Consider the following 23,099-nt stretch of genomic DNA (forward strand, 5'->3'; position numbering starts at 1 on the left):
TAATGTCTTAAATAAGTTCTTTTTGATAACTTTCACGAATAGAAATAGTTATTGGTATAACGATAAGAATCCACAGGAATAGGTACCAGGCTGGAGCCATTTTATTGTTACTTAATTCAATCAATGTAAAAGCTACCAAAGGCATAGTCCCGCCAAACAAAGCCTGGCCAATGTTATAGGATATGGAAATTCCACTTGCTCGTACACTGGTTGGAAACATTTCTGCAATAATAGTGGGTACTGTCGCATTAATTGGGGCTAAAACTAGCGCTAGTAATAATTCGCAGCACAATGCTATCCACCAACTACCACTTAATAAGAGCCAAAAAAATGGGAAGATTAGTATGCTAAGAGAAAATAAACCGATTAAAAAAATAGGCTTACGTCCTACTGCATCAGAAAGAAATCCCATCAGTGGTATTAAAACTGTCAAAAGAGCAAGCGCAATTAAATTGATTAATAATGCATCTTTTAAGAGAAAATACTCAGATTTTACTAAAAAGGTTGTGACATAGGCGATAAGTACATAATTAGCCATGGCAAGAATGCTTGTAATTATTACAGATAAAAACAATTGCTGTTTAAATTGCGTGAATACCACTTTTGCAGGAAGTTTGGTGGTATGTTTATCCTTAAGAAAGGTGGGTGATTCAAAGCTTTTAATACGCAAATAAATGCCCAAAATCCCTAAAATCCCTCCTAACAGATACGCATACCGCCATCCCCAATTTAATAGAGAATCACCTGTAAATAATGTGCTGAATATTGATGCTGTAAGCGCCCCTATAAAAATACCTAAAAAAGCGCTACTTAACACCAGGCTTCCAGCAAGTCCTCGCCTATTTTGAAACATATGCTCAATCAAGTAGGTGGTCGAACCAGGAAGTTCGCCTCCTACTGCAAGCCCCTGAATAAGTCGTAAAACAGAAAATAAAATGGGGGCGATAATTCCCCAAGAATTAAAATCAGGTAATACCGCAATTAATGCGGTAGAAATGGTCATTACTGACATAGACAGTATCAGTGCTTTCCGCCTTCCAACATGATCAGCATAGTGTCCAAGCAAAAGCCCCCCAATTGGGCGCATAATGAACCCTATAGCAAACAAGCTAAATGTTGCTATAAGAGAAACAAAATGGATTTTTGAAGGGAAAAAGATTTCAGCAAAGACAGGAGCAAAACTGGCATAGAGTAAAAAATCATACCACTCCAAAGCATTTCCATATAATCCAGCAATAATACTGTGCTTGGTGTTTTGCTTCATAATTATGCAATATGATCGTTCAAAGTAAACCCATTTAGAATTCCTGGAGTAAAAGGGTTAATTTGGTTGTTTGTTTTTAACAAATACCGGCCGGAGTTGCTGTTCACCTCAAAAAGTATTTGTAGGCTGGAACTATCTTGCTCATCCACAAGAACATTAACTTTTTCAAGTAATTTAAATATTGCCCAGGTTCCATGTTCTGTAAGCTCGTAATGATTCCCTTCAATAGAATCAAGAGCCAGTTTAGCGTTGTTCTGGGGCCAAGTGAAACGAATTAATGAATCACTTGTTTGGTTATCCATTAATTTGGTCCCGCCAATTTCAAGGACTAGATTAGAAACTACGGGATCCAGAGAGATCTTTTGCAAGCTAAAATCAATTTTACTTTCATCACTGTGATCAGGAAAAAACATATTAGTAATGATATTGGCGCGGATTAATTCATCAATCACTTCATTTGAAATAGGTAAGATAAAATCATTGACAGCTTTGGGCTTCCATTCTGGAGATGAAGTATCAAGAAATGGTTTAATGTATTGTTCGGAGTACGTGTTCAATAAGCCATGAGTTGAGAAAAAGCGATTAAAATCTGCAATATCTATTTCTGCAGTTTGTGACGAATCAAAAGGATAGCGCTTAGCAATAGAATTTTGGAACTCTCTATAAACGGTTTTTTGCCATTGATTATTAATGAATTGACGACTATCTCTAATCAGTATAACCCAAGCATCACCAGCTATTTGCCTTGTCCATGAACTCAATGGTTCAGGTAATTGTCGTGCCTGGCTATAAAGCAAACTGACAGGGTCAGAGGAATTATCATTGATAAAGCGCGAGCGTGTAATGGTAAATGCTGTTTTACCTCCATCATTTACAACAGATAAAGTTGCAATAAATCGTTCTAATTCAGAAATTCTTAAATCCAATTCCTTTATGCTGGATAAAGTTGTTAAATTTAAATCAGTAAATTGATTGGCAATGAATTGGTTAAAGGTGGATATGCCTTCAGTTAAATCCGGTTTCGTTTCCTGCTGAATAAGATTTGCAAACTTATAAAACGAATTGGATTGTTGTATTAGTTTTGTTAATTGACGACCTTGCTGATAATCCTGATAACGTAATGGTTGGGATTTCTTCATGAAAGTTTGCCACCAAGTGACGTAATCAAAGCAATAGGCCTGAATAAGCATATTGTGTAATTGAGACAAATCCTGTCTCGCAAGTACCCAGTTTTCTGATTGAAGAGTGTTAGTAATTTTAGGTAAATCGTTAATGGTTTTTGTAAACCCGGTTTTAGTAAAATAGGTTGGTACTTCATCCGTGGGTAAAGTAAACCCTTCAATCACTATCTTTTGTTTTTCCTGAGGGAAATATTCTTTGGCAATGGAGTAATATAAATAACTTGTTGGAAGTGCGTTAAGATAATTCCTTGCATCACTGATTACTTGTGATTTGATGGGTATGTTTTGGGGAGGATTGTTTAGGGTTTGTTTTAAAAGAGCCAATTGTTTTTGGATGGTTCCTGATGCATGTCCCTTCCATTGTTGTTGAAACCAATCCAGTATGGGTTGTGCTGAAAAATATTTTGCTTGTCCTAACATTAAATAAATTTTTAAAGCTTTATAACGAGTGATAGGGGTGTTGCCAGGATTTGTGATGACTTGTTCTAACTCATTGGCTAAAGAGGGAAGAAACTCACCTTGTAAACGATTTTGGGTATTGTTCTGAAGATTTAATTTTAATTGGTGCACAGTAGGGAGCGATATGGAGTTTGATGTAATGTGATTCATTTTATTTGCGGCTTGCGATAAATGATACAACGCCTGTGCACCGCTAGTCCCCTGATTATTCAGAGCTTCATAAGCAAGCAATTCTTTGCTGGCTTCATCAAGGATGTGAGATGTTTTGTAGTGATTATAACTTAGGGTTAATAAACTAAGCCCTGCTAAACTTACTGCAACAGCAATAAATGGCCTTTGAGAAAATTTTGTTACCTGTGGTATCTGGACACATTGCTCCTGGATTGTTTTCAAAGCGCCTTCAACAAAATAGGATCTGAAATTGGTTGCTTGTGGGAAAGTATCCTGAACAACCAAAGCGTATTCATGCTGAATTTTCTTGTTGAGTCTGTCTATACTAACTCCGCCTTGCTGAGCACTCGTGAAAAAAATGGAGTGGACATGGAATAATTTTGGCGAAATTCCCTGAATTAATGATTGAATGGGAGCTCTCAAACTGGCTAATTGCATAGGAAACTCGCGGATCAAACTGCGTTTGATAGTAGAGCGTACCGGGTGCATTTTATTGATAACTTGCTGTCCCAAAGCTTCAATTAATTGATTGAATTGAAGGGAATACGTTTCAATTTTTTTACTTGGTTGGTTTACACAATCGAGAGAAAAACCAAGTGGTTTGGACAGATCATTGACATGATCCATTTGATAAAATTCAGAAAAACCAGCCAGGGTATCCATCTTGGTGAATATTAAAGCTAATTCAGCCTGATATCCCAGATTAACGCCTAACCGTTGAAGAAGTTGCAAATGAGATTTTTTTTGTTCAGTGAATTGTGCTGGTTCCGCTATCAGTAAATCATTGACATCCACGCATAAAATCAAACCTGTAATTTTGAGATGACGATTGCATTTATTTAATTGTTTAAGTGTAGTGAGCAATAATGTTTTGCTATTAGTAAGCCAATTTTCACCAAGTTCTACTATGATTCCTTTTTGATTAAAATACAGTTTGGCATGCTCTTCGCTGAACACAGGCATTTCTTCCATATTACTTTGTTTTAACAGTGCCGATTTGCCTTGGGCATTTTTTCCGGTGATGATAATAAAAGATAATTGATTAACTTGTGGTTTTAATTGAGAGAGAATTTTTTTTATAGCATCACATAATGCGCGTAATGAATTGTCCATTAGTTTTCCAGCATAGCAAGTTGGGTATGTCCAAATAAAACGGTTTTCGCTTTGTTTTCTAATAAAACATGGCTAGTAACGAAAGCTAGAATTACAATACCTGCAGCACCAATAGTTGTTATCCATGTTGCTTTATAATTTTTTTTAATAGTTTTGGGAAGAGGATTCTCATTAAACAAGCGATGTGGTTTATTAAAACGGTATTTTTGAATGATTTGATACAAATCTTCAATAGTATTATCAAGAGATTGTCGTCCGTCTGCTTTCAGATGGTATTCACCTTCAAACCCGGCAATTAGGCAGAAATAGGTTAATTCAATTAAATCGAGAAATTGGTTAGGTCTCTCTTTAATGTAGTTCAGTATCTCAAAAAAACGCTGTTGAGGCTGTGCCCCATCACTTGATAAAGGAGTGAATGATTTAAATTCTGTCGTCAGGTTATAAACTCTTAGATAACTTTTACCTAATATTTCATCAATGGTTGCTGATAATAGGTATTGAGCAATGCTAATAATATCCAACGGATATTTAGAGGCGTCTAATTTGCTATGAAAGGCGCGTAATTCATGCTGTATATTTTCTCTTATATCTTCTACAGGAGGCAAAGAAGGACTTAAACAAAGCCTTTCCAATAAAGACAGTAATGGCCCGGCTGCTGCCACTAAAATATTTGTAGAAAATGGGGCAATAAATAATTTAGAGCGATAATATCCACTTGGAACCAGCGCAGGCTCTGTGATTGCAAGACGATTGACAAGTGAGGACGGGTATTGCTCAGTTGTCATGATATTACTCCATGAATTTATTTACGCATTAGACCTTTAGTATCATTTTTGTCTTTTGCGTGATTGCCAGTTGATTAGTAAGTATTCCTAAAACTCTCATTTATTCTATAGGTAAAATCTGCTTCTAGAAACACTTGTCCTTGTTCTAATATCAAATCCATAAATCCTACAAGAAAAGGTCCATTTACTCTAATCAAAAAGCTTCAATTAAAAAGAAGATGATACGTTATATACGGCTCTTTGTTCAAGTTAGTCAAGCAGAGATTGCATTAATGTTTAAAATGGCGTATTCCTGTAAAAATCATAGCCATTTTATGTTGGTCGGCGCAAGATATGATTTGTTCATCTCTGATAGAACCGCCTGGCTGAATAATTGCTGATATACCAGCCTTCGCAGCTATTTCAACCGTATCAGGGAAGGGGATAAATGCGTCTGATGCCATAACAGAGCCTTTGGGATCAAAACCCATTTGCTCTGCTTGCCACAAACCAATACGAGCGCTCATTACTCGACTGGTTTGTCCTCCTCCAATTCCTATAGTGGCCAAATCTTTAGCGTATACTATGGCATTGGATTTGACATGCTTGGCTGCTAACCAGGCGAACATTAAATTTTGTAGTTGGTGATCAGAGGGTTTTATTTGGGTAACGGTTTGCAGCTCACAAGATTCCAGAGAAAGAGAATCATGTTCTTGTACTAGTAGACCACCATCGACTTTTTTCATATTTAATCTAAAATGGGTACCTTGTTGCCAAAAGCCGGTTAGAAGAACGCGAATATTCTCTTTAGCTGCCAGAATTTTTTTTGCTTCTTCATTGGCATCCGGCGCAATAATCACTTCAACAAATTGCTTTTCAAGTATTGCTTTGGCGGTATCGCTATCCAGAGTCCCATTGAAAGCAATAATTCCTCCGTAAGCGGATATCGGATCACTTTGAAAGGCTTTTAGATAAGCATCAAGTGACGTGTCAGATAGCGCAATGCCACAAGGGTTGGTATGCTTTACAATGACGCAAACCGATTTTTCATTGGAAAATGACTTAACGCAGTCGAGAGCAGCATCGGCATCAAGGATATTATTATAGGATAACTGTTTTCCCTGTAATAAGGTTGCTGTACCGAGAGAACCTGGATGTGAATTTTTATCAGCGTAAAAAATAGCTTGTTGATGAGGATTTTCACCGTAACGAAGTTCGGTAATTTTATTAAATTGGCAGGTTAGTACATTGGGAAATCCAGTTGGTACATAATCATTATCCAAAGTAGTTAAATAATTTGCAATTGCGGCATCGTAGGCTGCAGTATGGGCAAATGCTTTTTTAGCTAGTGTAAAACTCCAATGCGAAGGTGCTTTCTCATCTTGTAAATAATGAATCAATTTTGGGTAATCATTAGGATCAACGATGACATAAGCATGAGCATGATTTTTAGCTGCTGCCCTTACCATCGTTGGTCCACCAATATCAATGTTCTCAATGGCCTTATTAAAATCACAGTCCGGGTGGTTAATGACTTGTTCAAAGGGATATAAATTGACAATAAGTAAATCAATAGGTTTTATTCCATGTTGTTTTAAAACAGGGCTGTCTTGTTCTCCACGGGCTAATAAACCGGCATGAATAGCTGGATGAAGTGTTTTGACTCTTCCATCCATTATTTCGGGAAACCCAGTGCAATCGCTGACATCGGTAACTGGTAGTTGATGTTCTCTTAACATCGCAGCTGTGTTACCTGTGGCTATCAATTCCACTCCATGGTCATGTAAGGCTTGACCGAGTTCTTTTATTCCTCTTTTATCAGAAACACTCAGCAGGGCTCGACGTGGCTTGAAAGAAGAGTAAATTTGTTTTTTCGCCATTTACATATACCTTAGTGATATCGTTATTATTTGCTGGTAAAAACCAACAATGCCCATCCCTCATAATATTCAGTTGAAATATGAGTGAATGCGGAATCATAAGCTTCAATCAGTAAAGGGGCCTGTTCTTCCAGGATCCCTGATGTTACTAAATGCGCACCTGATGGGAGCAATTGATGAAAACGTTCCTTTAAGCTGATTAACGGGGCTAACAAAATGTTTGCGATAATTAAATTCACCGGATTTTGTAATGCTTCGGGGGAGCTGATAGAAAGCTGGTTCTCTTTTATATGGTTGACATGCGCATTATTTTGAGTGGCTTGTAACGCTTGATTATCTATGTCAACCGCATAGACATGTTTCGCTCCTAACTTGATTGCTGCGAGGGAAAGTATCCCTGATCCGCAACCATAATCTATTATTGATTTATTTTTTAAGTCGGCCTGCTCCAGCCAGGTTAAGCACAGAGAGGTTGTCGCATGTGTGCCTGTACCAAACGCTAAGCCAGGATCTAACATTAAATTTACTGCATCAGGTTCAGGGGGCGTTAGCCAGGTAGGGCAGACCCACAAACGGTTGCCAAAACGATGAGGTTTAAAATCTTCCATCCAGGCTCTTTCCCAATTTTTATCAGGGAGTGTTTCCAAACTGCAATGCAAGGAAGGTCTTTTAGCAACCAATTGCTTTCTTGTGTATTGCACTTCTTCTGCTTGGGCAAATAGGGCATGAATGATTACTTCGGGCCATAAAGGCGTTGTCCCTGGCTCTGGTTCAAGAACGGGGTTATCGTTTTTGTCCGTAAGCATGATGGACAAGGCACCGTATTCTTCGAGTTCCTCGGTTATTTCTTCAATCTTGTCATTAGGACAATGTTCTATTTTCAGTTGAAACCACACGCTATGAATCCTTGAGCATTTTTTCTAGATAGTGAATGTTTGTGCCACCTTCTATAAAAGATTTGTCATGAAGAATACGTTGGTGTAATTCAATATTGGTCTTAATGCCATCAATAATGATTTCATCAAGAGCATTACGCATTCTGGCAATGGCTTCTGCTCTTGTTGCCCCATAACTTATCAATTTTCCTATCATGGAATCGTAATTAGGCGGAACAACATAGCTGCTGTAGATGTGGGAATCAAAACGAATGCCTGGACCTCCTGGTTGGTGAAGTAATTTTATGGTTCCAGGGGAAGGCATAAAATTCCTGGGATCTTCTGCATTGATTCGACATTCAATAGCATGGCCACGTAATTTAATATCTTTTTGGGTTAAAGTCAGTGGAATATCGCTGGCAATTTTGATTTGTTCTTTAATTAAATCAATACCAGTGATCATTTCAGTTACTGGATGCTCAACCTGAATTCGTGTATTCATTTCGATGAAATAAAAACAACCATCTTGAAATAAAAACTCAAAGGTTCCAGCACCTCGGTATTGTAACTCCTTACAGGCTTTAATCACTGAAGCACCAATTTCCTCTCTTAATTCAGGAGTGATTCCTGGAGCCGGGGCTTCTTCGACGACTTTTTGATGTCGTCTTTGCATTGAGCAATCACGTTCACCCAAATGAATGGCATGTCCTTTTCCATCGCCAAGGACCTGGAATTCAACATGGCGAGGGTTTTCCAGAAATTTTTCCATGTAAACTATCGGGTTATTGAACGCGGCTTTTGCTTCACTTCGGGTTAACGCAATAGCACTAAGTAAATTGGATTCGCTATGCACGACTCTCATGCCACGTCCGCCACCGCCGCCTGCTGCTTTGATAATGATGGGATAGCCAATTTTTCGCGCCAACTCCAGGTTTTTGTTATCGTCATCTCCTAAAGGACCGTCTGAACCGGGAACACAGGGTACTCCTGCCGCCTTCATTGCGGCAATGGCAGAAACTTTATCTCCCATAAGACGGATGGAGTCACCTCGTGGACCAATAAAACGAAAACCACTTTGCTCAACAATATCTGCAAAATCGGCATTTTCTGATAAAAATCCATAACCTGGATGTATTGCCACGGCATCCGTAATTTCTGCTGCAGATATAATTGCGGGGATATTGAGATAGCTTTTTTGGGCAGGCGCAGGGCCTATGCATACTGTTTCATCAGCCAGGCGAACGTGCAATAAATCTTTGTCTACATCAGAGTGAACAGCAACAGTCTGAATGCCAAGTTCTTTACAAGCCCGCAATATACGAAGCGCAATTTCGCCTCTATTAGCAATAACTATTTTACTGAGCATAAACAGACCTCTCTATTCTATAATAAACAAGGCCTGGTCATATTCAACGGGATCCCCGTTTTTTACCAAGATTTCAACAATTTTCCCAGCACGATCCGCTTCAATTTCATTGAACATTTTCATTGCTTCAATGATGCATAGAGTATCTCCTGCTTTAACAGATTGTCCCACTGTCACAAAAGGTGGGCTGTCTGGCGATGGTGCGGTGTACATCGTACCAACCATTGGTGAGCGAATTTTATGGCCTGAGGAGGTTGAAGTAACTTGTTTATTTTCAACCACATGAGGTTCTGCAGCAGAATTATTGGAGGAAGAAATGGGGGCAGTTTGTTTTGCAGCGGGAGGAGCCACATAATGAATTTGCGGAGCTGCTTCTGTTGCTATATTACTATGCCGACTTAGTCTTAATGACTCTTCTCCTTCTTTGATTTCAATCTCTGAAATGCCAGTTTCTTCTAAGAGCTCGATGAGTTTTCTGATTTTTCTGATATCCATTTGTTCTTTCTCTCTACTGTAATTCTTTGATAATTGCTTGTAAGGCCAGTGAATACCCTTGCGCCCCCAAACCGCTAATGACACCAACGGCTATATCTGAGAAATAGGAATGGTGGCGAAAAGTTTCACGGGAAAAAATGTTACTTAAATGAACCTCAATAAATGGGATAGCAACCGCACTTAAAGCATCTCTAAGTGCGATGCTTGTATGCGTAAATGCTGCAGGATTTATGATAATGTAATTGATTTTATCAATTCCAGCCTGATGGACGGCTTGAATTAACTCTGCTTCAGCATTGCTTTGAAAGCAGGTGAGTTGAATTCCTGCATTGTCAGCTTCCTGGATTAAATCACCATTGATTTGAGTTAGCGAAGTATGGCCATAAACGGATGGTTCTCGGGAACCTAAAAGGTTTAAATTGGGGCCATGTAATACTAGAATTTTTTTCATTACATACCAGTATAGTCTGAGATTTGCAGATTTTGCCTGAACTTTATGAACATGTCCATATATCTGCGAGGATATCGGCAAGATCTCGGCAAGTTTAGCAAGAAATTTTATATTTAGTGAAAAGCAATAGGTTCTGCTTCAAGGGTGTCCTGATTTTAGGATTATGCTATTGTTATTTATTTCTTGAGCCAGGAAGAGCTTATGTCTAAAACGTTTATAACGGATGTCACTTTGCGTGATGCTCATCAATGTTTAATCGCGACAAGAATGCGTACTGAAGATATGTTGCCAATCTGTAATAAAATGGATGAAGTTGGATTTTGGGCTATGGAAGTCTGGGGAGGTGCCACTTTCGATGCCTGTTTGCGATTTTTAAAGGAAGATCCCTGGTCAAGATTACGTCAACTTCGTCAGGCGTTACCAAACACTCAACTCTCCATGCTGTTAAGAGGTCAAAACTTGTTAGGTTATAGGAATTATGCGGATGATGTAGTCCAGGCATTTGTTAAATTGGCGGTAAATAATGGAGTGGATGTATTTCGAGTGTTTGATGCTTTAAACGATGCGCGAAACCTTAAAGTCGCCATAGACGCTATTAAATCACATAAAAAGCACGCTCAGGGAGCGATTTGTTACACGACCAGCCCGGTTCATACTTTGGACAATTTTTTGGAGCTAGGGAAAAAATTGGCCGCAATGGGATGTGATAGTATCGCTATAAAAGATATGGCAGGCTTGCTAACCCCAGAGGTGACTGTCAAATTATATACCGGTTTAAAACAAGCCACTGGATTACCTGTTCATTTACATAGTCATTCTACTTCTGGTTTGGCAAGTATATGCCATTATGAAGCAGTTCTAGCCGGTTGTAATCATATTGATACAGCGATTTCATCCTTTTCCGGCGGGGCATCTCATCCGCCTACAGAAGCTTTGGTCGCCGCATTGACAAACACAAAGTTTGACACGGAATTGGATTTAAATATTTTATTAGAAATAGATGATTATTTTAAATCGGTTCGCAAGAAATATTCTCAATTTGAAAGCGAGGCACAGAATATTGATCCTCGCATTCAATTGTACCAGGTGCCAGGTGGCATGATCTCAAATCTATATAATCAGTTAAAGGAACAGAGTGCGCTAGGCAAGATGGATGCGGTTCACAAGGAAATCCCTCGTGTCCGTAAGGACTTAGGTTATCCACCTTTGGTTACACCCACATCTCAAGTTGTTGGAACCCAAGCTGTTATTAATGTTCTAACAGGAGAACGGTATAAAACAATAACCAATGAAGTGAAACTCTACTGCCAGGGAAAATATGGTACTCCTTCAGGCAAAATTAGTCCTACTTTAAGGAAAAAAGCGATTGGGCGAACAGAAGTGATTGAAGTAAGGCCTGCTGATTTATTACCTAATGAATTAGAGCAATTGCAAAATGAAATCAGTGATTTGGCTCTAAGTGATGAAGACGTTCTTCTTTATGCGATGTTTCCTGAAATTGGACGTCAATTTTTAGAACAGCGTAAAAATAATCAATTAATCCCGGAGCCTTTATTGGCTCAATCAAGTGAACCAGATAATTCTGCCATGTCTGAGTTTGACATTATTCTTCATGGTGAAAGTTATCATGTAAAAGTAGCCGGTTATGGAATGGCTGAGCATGGTCATCAATCCTGTTTCTTGTGGGTTGATGGTGTTCCTGAAGAAGTCGTTGTACAACGCTCCGAGCTTCATGACAAAATAGAGCATTCCTCAGTTAATAACAAAATAGGACCAGGGGATATTACTGTAGCCATCCCCGGTTCTATTATTGCAGTTCATGTTTCTGCTGGGGATGAAGTAAAGGCCGGGCAGGTTATGCTGGTTATTGAAGCGATGAAAATGGAGACAGAAATAAAAGCACCTGTGAATGGAGTGGTTACAGAGGTATTGTGTCAAAAAGGGGATAAGGTGACTCCAGAACAAGCATTAATCAGAATGGAAGTGAGTTAAAAGATAGTCCAGCGCATTATTTTTCACTACTTGCTGTTACCTGGTTCAAATGTCATTTAAGAGCCACTATGTTTTAAACAACAAGAACAATTAATGACCTTTCAGGTTTAAAAACAATTGCTTTATTATTTAATTAGATTAAAATTACGCCACTTAGGTCAATTTTTTTTTTGGAAATTATTTAGAAAGCCCAAGTCCATCAGTCTGTGGCTTTTTCAGAATGTCGAATAAACTCAAGTTTTGCATTGGAGCAAAATTAGTATTTTCAAAAATAATAAATTTGTGCTAGTTTGGAAAAGTTTGGAAAAGAGTTCTTGCATTTTGAAAATGGTAGTTGGTTATATGCCTAGAAATATTAGGATACTATCCAAATAGTTGAATTAAAAAAGGAAAATACTTTTTTATTATCTTAAGTATTGTCCTAATTTGGATCATCCTTAATTTTGCAGTTGAGTATTAGTTAACGCTAAAAAATTAACTGAAAAATTATAGGGGAATATAACAAACCTGGGCACTCCAGGAAGAGTTGCTGTATGAGAATTTAGTTTAAGGAGTTAGAATCAATGCACCCAAATTATTATTTGTCACCTTTAGCTGTAGCTATAGCATTAGGGATTGCCTCACCTGTAAAGGCAGCCGATCCAATCCCTTTACAAAAGTCATCTTTTTCTGAAGTCACACAAAAATTTCAGTTGACTTTGCCTGGTGTTATGAAAGGTGCTGTAGTTTCAACGAATAGTTTGCAGTTTATAAGACAGCATACTGATGGGAATAAAGTGACGCATGTTCGTATGCAGCAACAGTACGCTGGGTTTCCAGTTTTTGGTGGTTACGCCATCCTGCACAGTAAGAATGCCACTCCTAGTCTAGTGACAGCGAAATCTGATGTGAAAATGAATGGCGTGATTTATGATGGGTTGCAAGCAGAATTAGGTCAACCTAAACCTTCATTTGTGAAAAATGCTTCTTTGGCATTACAACAATTTAAGGATAAATACGCGAATAAACAAGTCAGTGAAGATCAAGTAACTCCAATGATTTATATTGATGAAAAACATCAAGCTCATTGGGCTTACAAAGTCAGCGTTTTAGTTATCCATGATGATAGAATTCCTGAGCGACCAACAGCAATTATTGATGCAGAAACCAATAAACCTTTTGTCCAATGGGATGATGTAAAAACTGAAAAAGCTCAAGCAAAAGGGATGGGATTCGGTGGAAATCGTAAAATTGGTGAATATCAATTTGGCAAGGACTTGCCATTATTAGAAATCACACGTGATTCCAGTGTTGAAATGTGCTTTATGGAAAATACCGATGTTAAAGTAGTAGACATGGGACATAAGTACTATTCAAATAACAAACCTATGCAATTTACTTGTAAAGAGACTCCCGATACTCAATCTACTAAAACTTATTATACCGGATATTCGGCTGATGGTTATGATAGAGATAATGGAGCCGCTTCGCCTACCAATGATGCATTGTATGCTGGTTATGTCATTAAACACATGTACCATGATTGGTATGGTGTGGAAGCTTTAACCAAATCAGATGGATCGCCAATGCAATTAGTTATGCGAGTGCATTATGGTCAAGGCTATGAAAATGCCTACTGGGACGGCAAACAAATGACCTTTGGTGATGGTGACACCATGATGTATCCTTTGGTTTCTCTAGGTGTAGGTGGTCACGAAGTCAGTCATGGGTTCACTGAACAACATTCTGGACTTGAATATTTCGGTCAGTCTGGTGGTATGAATGAATCGTTTTCAGATATGGCTGCCCAAGCCGCTGAATATTATTCAGTTGGAAAAAACAGCTGGCAAATTGGCCCGGAAATAATGAAAGAAGACAGTGGTTATGAGGCATTGCGTTATATGGATAAACCAAGCCGTGATGGTATGTCTATTGATGTAGCTGATGATTATTATGGTGGGTTAGATGTTCACTACTCCAGTGGAGTGTATAACCATTTATTCTACATATTAGCCAATCAACCTAACTGGAACCTTCGTATGGCTTTTGATGTCATGGTGAAAGCCAATATGGATTATTGGACACCTTATTCAACATTTGATGAGGGTGGCTGTGGTATGCTGAGTGCTGCCAAAGATTTAGGCTATAATCTGGATGATGTTAAGAAATCATTGAGTGAAGTGACTATAAATTATCAATCTTGTTATGTTGATTAATTCATTGTATTGACTGATAAAATTTAGCCAGAAGTTGACTTATGACTTCTGGCTTTTCCATATGAATATGGTGCCCACCATCTAACTTCTCAATTTTAATATTTTTTACCGCTTGAATCCTTGCTTTCATCTTATCCGAATCAAATGAAAATCCTTTGCTGGCCCAAATGAGGTAAGTTTGCGCTTTTATTTCTGTAAGACACGAAAGAACTTGCGTTTCAGTCATTTGTAATGGAGATGGGGCTAATAGCCTGCGATCGTGTCTCCAATAATATAGACCATTTTCTTGTTGAATTCCGCGTTCGCAAAGTGACTTGGCAATATCCAGAGAGACATATCCTTTAACAGAACGGGCAAGAGCAGCATGTTCAAACTTATTATAGCCTTTTGCCTTTTTTGATTGTTTTTGTGATAGATAATCCAAGTATTTTGTCAGTTGTTGACATGCCGTTTCTGCTGGGTGAGAAAAAGGGCCTAGCCCTTCGATTAAGATTAATGAAAGAAAACGATCTGGTGCAACCCCTGCTACAAGACTGCCTAGGCAGGCTCCCATAGAGTGTCCAAGCAAGTGGAGCTTATTTAGTCCCAAGGCATTAATAATTTCAACAACTGTGAATATTCCATCGGTAAAATGATAAATGCATCCTGGAGGTAAGTGTGAAGAATGGCCATGTCCAGGCAGATCTACTGCTATGAAATAGTAATCATTCTGTAACTGTTTGGCGATATCATCAAAACTATTAGCATTATCTAACCAGCCGTGCAAGGCAACAATGGGTGGATTATCAGGATTTCCCCATATTTTGCATGCTATAGAGAGTCCTGGGATATTTAAAATCTTCGTTTTCATCCATTTTCTCTGGTTTGTAGGTAATAGCTATAGCTTATTACTTTATATGCCGGTATGTAAATTCAGTTTTTAAAATAGTCAGGACTTGCAAAAAAACAATCTCTTCGTTAAAAAATATTTTTAATTCGGTCATTTAGTGTATATGAGCTCCCTCATTTAAAACATTTTTTGCCTTGATCTTGGTTTTTTTCGCAAGTACTGATAGTAATTGAAATAGATAAAAATCAATAAAGTAAATCGATTATTGAGTTTACTTGTAACAATCCATAAAAGATTACAAAATAAGATGGATTTAGGGGGTGTGGGAAAGGGCCAATATTATGATAAATAAAAATAATTCTGAGTCCGAGCTAATCAGTTTAAAGGCTAATTCTTTTCAAAATGTGGGTTATAATTATATTGCAATGCAATACATTAATCCTATTACCATTATACTGATTATAGAAACCTAAATGAGAGATAGAGTATCTATGCAACCTGGGGTGCGCAGCGTATCGCTGATAACATATAATATTCATAAAGGTTTTGGAGTAGGTGCAGTAAGGTTTTTGCTTCCAGAAATGCGCGATGCTATCACTGGATTAAATCCGGACTTTGTTTTTTTACAAGAAGTACAAGGTAAACATAGAAAACGTGAAAAAAGAATTGTTAGTTGGCCTGATTCCCCTCAATGTGAGTACATTGCTGAGAATATATGGCCACATTACGTTTATGCAAAGAATGCAGTATATCAATCTGGCCATCACGGAAATGCTATTTTAAGCAAATACCCATTCGAGAGTTTCGAAAGTATTAATCTTTCAAACATGAACAGAGCATCAAGAGGCATACTGCATACCCAATTAAAATTGGATAATAATATCATTCATCTTTTGTGTGTGCATTTAGGTCTATTTAAGGCGGAGCGGACTGAACAATGTAAGGCATTGATACAGCGTATTCGAGATGTTGTTCCCCAAAATGAGCCTTTGATCATGGCAGGAGATTTCAATGATTGGCGTCATGTTATTTCTAAAATTCTTGCTGAAAATTTAGGGATTGAAGAAGCTTTTGTCGCGCTTGAAGGACAACATGCCCGTTCATTTCCTGCAATAAGACCTGCTTTGTGTGTCGACAGGGTGTATTTTCGCGGAATGAAAGTTCAGGAGGTTGCTTGTTTACAGGGTAAACCTTGGCGGATGTTATCTGATCATTTACCCTTGTACGCACGTTTTGAATTATTATGATTGTAAGAGATGAGCCCCCTACCTGGAACGGCCGTATTTGATTCATCTTGAACGAAAATAATCCTTCAAAATGCTCATATAGTCCTCTATGCTGCGCTTTTTCAGGATTATTTTCATCCAAACTGAACTCAAATACGATCCTTAGAGAATATTTAAACATGAGGGCACTGATCTATTACGTATGATTAAAATTAAAGCGACAGTCTCCCAGTGCGAGAGAAGATTCTGTCGCCTAGTGCAATTTTACTCCATGTTATTTTGGTATTCACCCAAACAAGCCATACTATTTAAGCGGGCTCTCTTAATTAAAGCCTCTTGCGCTTTGGCAATATTTGTTTTATTTCCATACCATTCCTTTAAGCAATCTTCTTGTAATGCTCTACCAAATGAAAAGCTTAATAACCAGGGTTGGTGGCCAATTTGATTGATTGCATTCAAATTGGCAGTCGCTTGTTGGGGCGTTTGGCCGCCAGAGAGGAAGTTAATGGTGGGTACTGACGCTGGAACATTATTACGAAATACACTGATGGTGTAGTCAGCCACTTCTTCAGGATCGCTAAACGGAGTGACTTCTTTACCACAGGTTACCATACTGGGTTTAAGTATAATGTGCTCTAGCTCCACTTGATGAATAAACAAGGTATGGAACAGCTCATGGAGAACCATTTCACAGACTTCAGCACAATGTTCTATGCTATGGTTGCCATCCATTAATACTTCAGGTTCTACAATTGGCACGATGCCGACTGATTGACATGCTGCGGCGTAACGGCCTAAATTCTCAGCTCCTGTTTTGATTGCAGTTAGACTAGGAGTGTATTCGGAAATGGAATAAACATTTCTCCATTTTGCAAATTTTGCGCCTAATTTCTTAAAATGAAGCAGACGTTCTGTCAAACCGTCTAATCCCTGCGTAACCTTTTCATGTTCAGTATTGGCTAAATCAACAAGTCCTTTGTCTACTTTTATTCCAGGAATAATGCCTTTATTCGCAAAAAGTTCAGGAATTGGTGTTCCATGATCATCAGTTTGAGTAAATGTTTCCTCAAATAAAATAACACCGTTGATATACTGTTCTAAATCAGGAGTGGTCGCTAGTAATAGGCGATAATCTCTACGGTTTTGTTCTGTATTTTCTGTATTGATTGAAGCAAAACGCTTGCCAATTGTACTGTTGCTTTCATCCGCAGCTAAAATACCTTTTCCTTCATGCAGCATTTGCTCCATGGTATTTGATAATTCTTCATAACTCATAACGTGTTTATCTCCTCATTATCGGGTGTCGACCTTTGGAAGCGGTTTGGCACCTGTTTAATTTAAATAATGGTCAGTCATAATTTGACAAATCCGAGTTGTTTGCCGAAATAATAGCACCGAATTAATATTTTTTTGATGCAGCATTTCAGCGTGAAATATATTTTTCACGTACAATCTGTTGCATAGAAAAACCATGCTCTTTTAAGTAGTTAAATGCTTCGTCGATCATACCTGGATTTCCACATAAATAAACCATATCGTGTGCGGGATTTAAATTAAGCTCTGGAAAAGCATGTTGTACATACCCACTGTATTCATTGTCTTTCAAGTCTTGTGCAGGCACACGACTTAAATAGGGGCGAAAACTTACTTGTGGATATTTTTTTGCAAAGGCTCGAAAATCATCGGGATAGAGAATCTCTTCGCTGCGTTGCACCCCTTGAAGGATAACTACCTGCAAATCAGGATGTTTCTCTATTCTTTGACCAAGCTCATTAAGCATGGCTCTATAAGGTGTGGTACCAGTACTGGTCGCTACCAATATGTATCTTCCTGGAATTTCATCTCTAAAAATCAAACGCCCGAAAGGTCCATTAATATTAATCACATCACCAGGTTTTAAATTGTAGAGTAGTTCTGTACCTGGTCCTCCTTCAAAATACCCGGCAGCAAATTCAATTCGATTGTCCTGTTGGGGTTCATTGGCAATACTATAACTCCGCTTTAAGTTTTTTCCATCATGTTCAAAATGAATGGTGATAAATTGTCCAGGTAAATATTCGAAAGGGGGTGATAATTCACAATTGAATATAAAGTGTTTTACCTTGGGAGAAATCATGAAGGATTCTTCAAGAGTGATGGGAAACGTATTTATTTGCATAAGGAGTATCAACTTTTATTCTAAAATGATTAATATAGGGGAAAAATTATGCATTGCAAGAGCTAAGCGCATATAATTAACATATGAACACGATAGATTTAATCACTATATTAGGTAATATTAGCCAATCTCTTTATCCTGTGCAAAAACTTATCACAGGAGGTGCTTATATATTGGGCATTTTATTTTTTATAACAGCGATTGGCAAGTTAAAAAAAATAGGGGATCATCGGGCCCAATCCTCCTCACAAGAAAAAATGTTTACTCCAATGATGTATTTATTAGTCGGAGCCCTTTTAATCTACTTGCCTTCAGGGATGGATCTTATGGCGAACACCGCTTTTGGTGTCGGCAATGTCTTAACTTATTCCAACTATAATCCCGCTAATATCTACAGTTCAATGGGATTTTTAATTCGCACGGCGGGTGTTCTGTGGTTTATACGTGGATGTGTACTTGTCGCTCATTCCAGTCAACCGGGCACTCAACACGGGCTAAAAGGATTGATATTTCTTATTGCGGGCGTTCTTGCAATGAATTTTGATAATACGATTGCTATGATTAATTCCGCTCTGGATTATTTTGTTAAGGCAACTTTATCGGTAAAAGCCGCAGCAGGATTCTAGTTTTTCTGATTGAGTTGTTTTGCATTTAATACATTTTTAAAGAAACACAACTTACGAAAAACCCCAATCTCTTTGTCAAAAAAATTTTTAATTCGGTCATTTAGTTTATTTAAATTCCCTCAATAAAAACATTTTTTGCCTCGATCTTGGGGTTTTGGTAAGTCCTGAGAAAATAAAACTGGAGGGCAATTTTTTGGTTTGTTATAAGTCTTCTTCGCCACAGATTTTCAAGTTGTTTGCTTTAGCAAAATCAATAATTGCTTGGTAGACTTGTGGACTTGATTCCTTGAGTTTGGGGTCAAGTAAAACACATTTATAACCTTCACTGTTAACGCTGGGTTGCAAAAGGGGGGAGTAATAAATTCTACTATTTTTGAAAACAGCCAAAGAACCACTCATACGCTCAGCCCAGTCACTTGGACGAAACGTTTTGCCTTGTGGAGTAACACCTTCAATAACGATAGTTTTATTTTTTCGATTAGACATAACTCTATGCATATTAAATACAGTATGATAATTATATCATCATCATGCCGGGCGTGCAGGGAAAATTAACTATTTTATTGCAATAAAACGTTGTTTCGCTTCAGTCCTTGCCAATTATTAGTCACAATTGCATGCTGTCTTTGTGACTAAGCACAAGTTTCCATAGTAGATTGAGCCCCACTTATGATAGCATGTTCTTGATTTAAAAATGAATGAGGTATGATTGCGAATGAATAAAGAAAATCATTCTGGGATTTATTTGTTACCAAATTTATTAACGACTGTCAGTTTATTTGCAGCATTTTACTCAATAGTCGCTTCCACAAAGGGGCAATATGAGGCTGCTATTGTCGCTATGTTTATAGGAATGATTGCTGATAGTCTTGATGGACGGATCGCCCGGTTAACCAATACACAAACTGAATTTGGTGCTCAATACGATAGTTTATCTGATATGGTTACCTTTGGAGTAGCACCATCCTTACTGTTATATAATTTAACCCTTAATCAATTAGGAAAATTTGGCTGGTTAGTCGCATTCATTTATACAGCGGCTGTTGCTTTGCGTTTAGCTCGATTTAATACTCAGATTGGAAAATCGGATAAGCGTTATTTTCAGGGACTCCCATGCCCACCAGGCGCGGCAGTAATGGCTTCTTTTGCCTGGATCTGTTTTCAAAATGAATGGGAAAATTTGATTATATCTTTATTTACTGCTGTGTTGGCCTTGATTGTTTCCGTATTGATGGTGAGCAATTTACGCTATTACAGTTTTAAGGAAGTGGATTTTAAAGGTAAGGTTCCATTTTTATATGTTTTAGTGATGATTCTTTTGTTTGTTGCAATTGCTGCAAATCCTGGAATTGTGCTTTTTGCAAGTTCTGGTGTTTATGCTTTATCAGGTCCCATGCTTACAGTGATTTCATTACATAAAATGAGGAAACAAAGAAGAAATATGAGCAAATAACATGGATTGTGTATTTCTCAATGAATTATTATGGAAATTTGTTATCAAGACCTGTCAACATGGGATTTCTTTAGACTTAGTATCAAGGAAGGCTTTGAGGTCTTAAGTTAGTTTATTGAATCACAGGTTGATCATAATAAAAATATTACAAGAACTGCGAAGAGCATTCATGGAGAACAAGAGCCTCTGTGTGTTGCAAAAAGATATGGAGCGTAATTAAACAGCGTTGATTAGTATTCTTATTCACTTTCCCCAAATCGATTATTAATTAATTCGACCAACGCTTCATTCATACGTTCTTCATCTGGACCGTCAATTTCCAGTATCAACTCACTACCTTTGTTAGCGGCAAGCATCATCACACCCATAATGCTTTTGCCATTAACGGTCTGAGTGTCTTTGGTTACATCAATATGGCTTTGAAATTTTGCTGCTGTCGAGACAAATTTCGCTGAGGCACGTGCATGTAAACCGAGTCTGTTGATTATCTTAATTTTGGTTTTGATCATAGCACGTACAATGTATCATGACTCTGGTATCAGGTACAGTGATTAAATAAGTGATTTTAGTAATCCTCCCTGCTTTCTCAGTGCTATGGTATTATCCAAAAAACTTTTATTCGTTTTATGTGAGTTTACATAAGGCACTGAGAAAGCGCAGATACTAAATTAAAGTAAAAAGGTCTGGATTTAAATGAGATTTAATCCCTGTCTCTTTGAGCTAAAAGTTTTTCTTTATGCTTAATCAATTGTCGATTTAATTTATCTACCAAAGTATCAATAGCAGCATACATGTCTTCTGATTCTGAACTGGCATGTAACTCACCTTTAGTAACTAATACAGTAGCTTCTGCTATTTGCCTTACCTTTTCGACATCAAATACTACATTAATTGCTCTGATGTGATCAAAATGACGCTCAAGCTTATCAAATTTTTCTTCAGTGAATGCTCTTAGTGCAGGAGTGACATCCATACCATGTCCAGTAATGTTGATTTGCATAAAACCTCCTTTCGTTGACCGATTAATTAACTACTAATAACCTTTCTTTCATTGGATGGGGGAATCCCCATTGCTTCGCGATATTTGGCGACAGTACGTCTTGCTACTTTAATGCCTTGCTCGCCTATTAGTTGGGCAATTTTACTATCACTCAATGGTTTTTTTCTATTCTCTGCTGAAATTAATTTTTTAATTACCGCTCGGATTGCGGTGGAAGAGCATTCTCCTCCGCTATCAGTATTGACATGGCTGGAGAAGAAGTACTTTAACTCAAAAACACCACGAGGAGTGTTAATAAACTTTTGAGTTGTCACTCTTGATACCGTTGATTCATGCATATCCAAGGCAGAAGCTATATCATTCAATATTAATGGTTTCATGGCTTCTTCACCAAATTCCAGAAATCCATGTTGGTATTCCATGATACAGCTTGCTACTTTTAGAAGAGTTTCCTGACGGCTTTGAATACTTTTTAAAAACCAACGTGCTTCTTGTAAATTATGCTTTAAGAATTGATTATCCAGACTATTATTTGCGCGTTGGATTAAAGCGGCATATTGACTATTGATACTCAACCTGGGAAGAATATTTTGATTTAGAAAAACTTTCCATTGATTATCTATCTTTTTAACAGTTAAGTCGGGAATAACATATTCAGTATTCTCTTGATGTATCAAACTTCCTGGTTTTGGATTTAATTTATGAATGACTTGTAATATTTCATGGATTGTTTTTTCGCTTATTTGATGATTTTTCATGAGTTGTCTATAGTTATGTTGTCCTAGCAACTCAATGTCTTCAAGAATGATTTTCTTGGCCGTAGCCAAAAGCTTGGGTTCCAGTGGCAGTTGTTCCAGCTGAACAACTAGTGTTTCTGCTAAATTAACAGACGCGCATCCTACAGGGTCAAATAACTGCAGTCGGTGTCTCACTGCTTCTATTTCTTCTATATCCAGAGGAAAATCCTCGCTATTTAAGCTGGCGTGAACTTCAGCAACAGGTATAGTCAAAAAGCCATCATCGTTAATCGCATCAATGATTGTTGTAGCAATGACTCGATCAATATCGCTCATAGGCGTCAGGTCAAGTTGCCAGTTAAGATGGTCTTGTAAGTTGGTGGTAGTGCAGTGCAGATTATCAAAATTATAATCATTATCTTCAAAATTATTGCGCTTGTTTAAGTTGTTATACAGTTGTGACCACTGAAAATCTGAAAATTCATCCTGGTTCTGATTGGTATTTATTTGGATGTCTTCCTTTTCCTCAACAGGAGTGGCTTCAAGCAAAGGATTCGACTCAACAACGAGTTGAATTTCCTGTTGTAAATCAACGGTGGATAATTGCAGCAGTCTTATGGCTTGTTGCAGTTGTGGGGTTAACGTGAGATGTTGACCAATACCAATCTGCAATGTCGGTTTCATTCAAGTCCTCTTTGTTTTTACTGTCTTTATCTATCAGTTTAAACGATCCACAAGGATTATCCAGTGTTTACGGGCGTTAATTTGAATTTAAAAGTAGTAGAATGACCTGTTTTTTTAATAAAATGAGGGCTTTGTTTTGAAATATTACAAATTGGTTTTTAAAATGGATAATCAGAGGTG

20 protein-coding genes are annotated in these 23,099 nt (G+C 37.8%); 5 read left to right on the forward strand and 15 right to left on the reverse strand.

Going from position 1 to position 23,099, the window contains the following annotated elements:
• Positions 1 to 7: 7 nt before the first annotated feature.
• The 8 genes from EL201_RS02410 to aroQ form a co-directional block, all read right to left on the reverse strand.
• On the reverse strand, positions 8 to 1,264 hold the full coding sequence (locus tag EL201_RS02410) for an MFS transporter (protein WP_027223530.1): 1,257 nt from the start codon (positions 1,262 to 1,264) through the stop codon (positions 8 to 10).
• A gap of 2 nt (positions 1,265 to 1,266) precedes the next feature.
• Positions 1,267 to 4,188 carry a type IVB secretion system protein IcmF gene (gene icmF / locus EL201_RS02415; RefSeq protein ID WP_027223531.1) on the reverse strand — a complete coding sequence of 974 codons (2,922 nt, stop codon included), beginning with the start codon at positions 4,186 to 4,188 and terminating at the stop codon, positions 1,267 to 1,269.
• Positions 4,188 to 4,973 (reverse strand): type IVB secretion system protein IcmH/DotU, encoded by a 786-nt coding sequence (gene icmH, locus EL201_RS02420; RefSeq protein ID WP_027223532.1) that lies wholly within the window; start codon positions 4,971 to 4,973, stop codon positions 4,188 to 4,190. Before icmH ends, icmF begins: the two co-directional genes overlap by 1 nt.
• A gap of 269 nt (positions 4,974 to 5,242) precedes the next feature.
• Positions 5,243 to 6,832, reverse strand: a complete 1,590-nt coding sequence (gene purH / locus EL201_RS02425) for a bifunctional phosphoribosylaminoimidazolecarboxamide formyltransferase/IMP cyclohydrolase (RefSeq protein WP_027223533.1) — start codon at positions 6,830 to 6,832, stop codon at positions 5,243 to 5,245.
• Between the two features lie 26 nt (positions 6,833 to 6,858).
• Positions 6,859 to 7,728: a 50S ribosomal protein L11 methyltransferase gene (gene prmA, locus EL201_RS02430; protein ID WP_027223534.1), complete on the reverse strand. Its 870-nt coding sequence runs from the start codon at positions 7,726 to 7,728 to the stop codon at positions 6,859 to 6,861.
• A gap of 1 nt (position 7,729) precedes the next feature.
• Positions 7,730 to 9,073, reverse strand: a complete 1,344-nt coding sequence (accC, locus tag EL201_RS02435; RefSeq protein ID WP_027223535.1) for an acetyl-CoA carboxylase biotin carboxylase subunit — start codon at positions 9,071 to 9,073, stop codon at positions 7,730 to 7,732.
• A 12-nt stretch (positions 9,074 to 9,085) separates the two neighbouring features.
• Positions 9,086 to 9,568, reverse strand: coding sequence for an acetyl-CoA carboxylase biotin carboxyl carrier protein (accB, locus tag EL201_RS02440; RefSeq protein WP_027223536.1), 483 nt, complete (start codon positions 9,566 to 9,568; stop codon positions 9,086 to 9,088).
• Positions 9,569 to 9,581: 13 nt separating this feature from the next.
• The gene (aroQ, locus tag EL201_RS02445; protein ID WP_027223537.1) at positions 9,582 to 10,019 is read right to left on the reverse strand and encodes a type II 3-dehydroquinate dehydratase; all 438 of its coding nucleotides are present in this window, start codon (positions 10,017 to 10,019) and stop codon (positions 9,582 to 9,584) included.
• A 201-nt stretch (positions 10,020 to 10,220) separates the two neighbouring features.
• On the opposite strand from aroQ, the gene oadA reads away from it, so the two are divergent.
• Positions 10,221 to 12,011 carry a sodium-extruding oxaloacetate decarboxylase subunit alpha gene (oadA, locus tag EL201_RS02455; RefSeq protein ID WP_027223538.1) on the forward strand — a complete coding sequence of 597 codons (1,791 nt, stop codon included), beginning with the start codon at positions 10,221 to 10,223 and terminating at the stop codon, positions 12,009 to 12,011.
• 563 nt (positions 12,012 to 12,574) lie between these two features.
• Positions 12,575 to 14,206, forward strand: coding sequence for a zinc metalloprotease ProA (gene proA / locus EL201_RS02460; RefSeq protein WP_027223539.1), 1,632 nt, complete (start codon positions 12,575 to 12,577; stop codon positions 14,204 to 14,206).
• Position 14,207: 1 nt separating this feature from the next.
• On the opposite strand, the gene EL201_RS02465 is transcribed toward proA, so the two are convergent.
• A complete protein-coding gene (locus tag EL201_RS02465; protein WP_027223540.1) occupies positions 14,208 to 15,056 on the reverse strand; it encodes an alpha/beta fold hydrolase in 849 nt (282 codons plus the stop codon).
• 470 nt (positions 15,057 to 15,526) lie between these two features.
• Between EL201_RS02465 and EL201_RS02470 the strand changes: the two genes are divergently transcribed.
• The gene (locus EL201_RS02470; protein ID WP_027223541.1) at positions 15,527 to 16,282 is read left to right on the forward strand and encodes an endonuclease/exonuclease/phosphatase family protein; all 756 of its coding nucleotides are present in this window, start codon (positions 15,527 to 15,529) and stop codon (positions 16,280 to 16,282) included.
• A gap of 243 nt (positions 16,283 to 16,525) precedes the next feature.
• Here the strand turns inward: EL201_RS02470 and EL201_RS02475 are convergent, their stop codons facing one another.
• Positions 16,526 to 17,536: a class I fructose-bisphosphate aldolase gene (locus EL201_RS02475; protein WP_027223542.1), complete on the reverse strand. Its 1,011-nt coding sequence runs from the start codon at positions 17,534 to 17,536 to the stop codon at positions 16,526 to 16,528.
• A 148-nt stretch (positions 17,537 to 17,684) separates the two neighbouring features.
• Entirely contained in the window at positions 17,685 to 18,419 is a 735-nt protein-coding gene (locus EL201_RS02480) for a ferredoxin--NADP reductase (protein WP_027223543.1), read from the reverse strand.
• An 83-nt stretch (positions 18,420 to 18,502) separates the two neighbouring features.
• Between EL201_RS02480 and dotV the strand changes: the two genes are divergently transcribed.
• Positions 18,503 to 19,045, forward strand: a complete 543-nt coding sequence (gene dotV / locus EL201_RS02485; protein ID WP_027223544.1) for a type IV secretion system protein DotV — start codon at positions 18,503 to 18,505, stop codon at positions 19,043 to 19,045.
• A 201-nt stretch (positions 19,046 to 19,246) separates the two neighbouring features.
• On the opposite strand, the gene EL201_RS02490 is transcribed toward dotV, so the two are convergent.
• A complete protein-coding gene (locus tag EL201_RS02490; protein WP_027223545.1) occupies positions 19,247 to 19,531 on the reverse strand; it encodes a DUF3579 domain-containing protein in 285 nt (94 codons plus the stop codon).
• Between the two features lie 229 nt (positions 19,532 to 19,760).
• Here EL201_RS02490 and pssA point away from each other — a divergent pair, with 229 nt between their 5' ends.
• On the forward strand, positions 19,761 to 20,498 hold the full coding sequence (gene pssA, locus EL201_RS02495; RefSeq protein ID WP_027223546.1) for a CDP-diacylglycerol--serine O-phosphatidyltransferase: 738 nt from the start codon (positions 19,761 to 19,763) through the stop codon (positions 20,496 to 20,498).
• Between the two features lie 239 nt (positions 20,499 to 20,737).
• On the opposite strand, the gene EL201_RS02500 is transcribed toward pssA, so the two are convergent.
• From EL201_RS02500 to EL201_RS02510, 3 genes are all read right to left on the reverse strand, one after another.
• On the reverse strand, positions 20,738 to 21,007 hold the full coding sequence (locus EL201_RS02500) for an HPr family phosphocarrier protein (protein WP_027223547.1): 270 nt from the start codon (positions 21,005 to 21,007) through the stop codon (positions 20,738 to 20,740).
• A gap of 191 nt (positions 21,008 to 21,198) precedes the next feature.
• Positions 21,199 to 21,498, reverse strand: a complete 300-nt coding sequence (hpf, locus tag EL201_RS02505; protein WP_027223548.1) for a ribosome hibernation promoting factor — start codon at positions 21,496 to 21,498, stop codon at positions 21,199 to 21,201.
• 26 nt (positions 21,499 to 21,524) lie between these two features.
• The gene (locus EL201_RS02510) at positions 21,525 to 22,919 is read right to left on the reverse strand and encodes an RNA polymerase factor sigma-54 (RefSeq protein WP_027223549.1); all 1,395 of its coding nucleotides are present in this window, start codon (positions 22,917 to 22,919) and stop codon (positions 21,525 to 21,527) included.
• Positions 22,920 to 23,099: the final 180 nt, after the last annotated feature.

Source organism: Legionella pneumophila subsp. pascullei (genome assembly GCF_900637585.1).
GTDB classification, from domain to species: Bacteria; Pseudomonadota; Gammaproteobacteria; order Legionellales; family Legionellaceae; genus Legionella; species Legionella pascullei.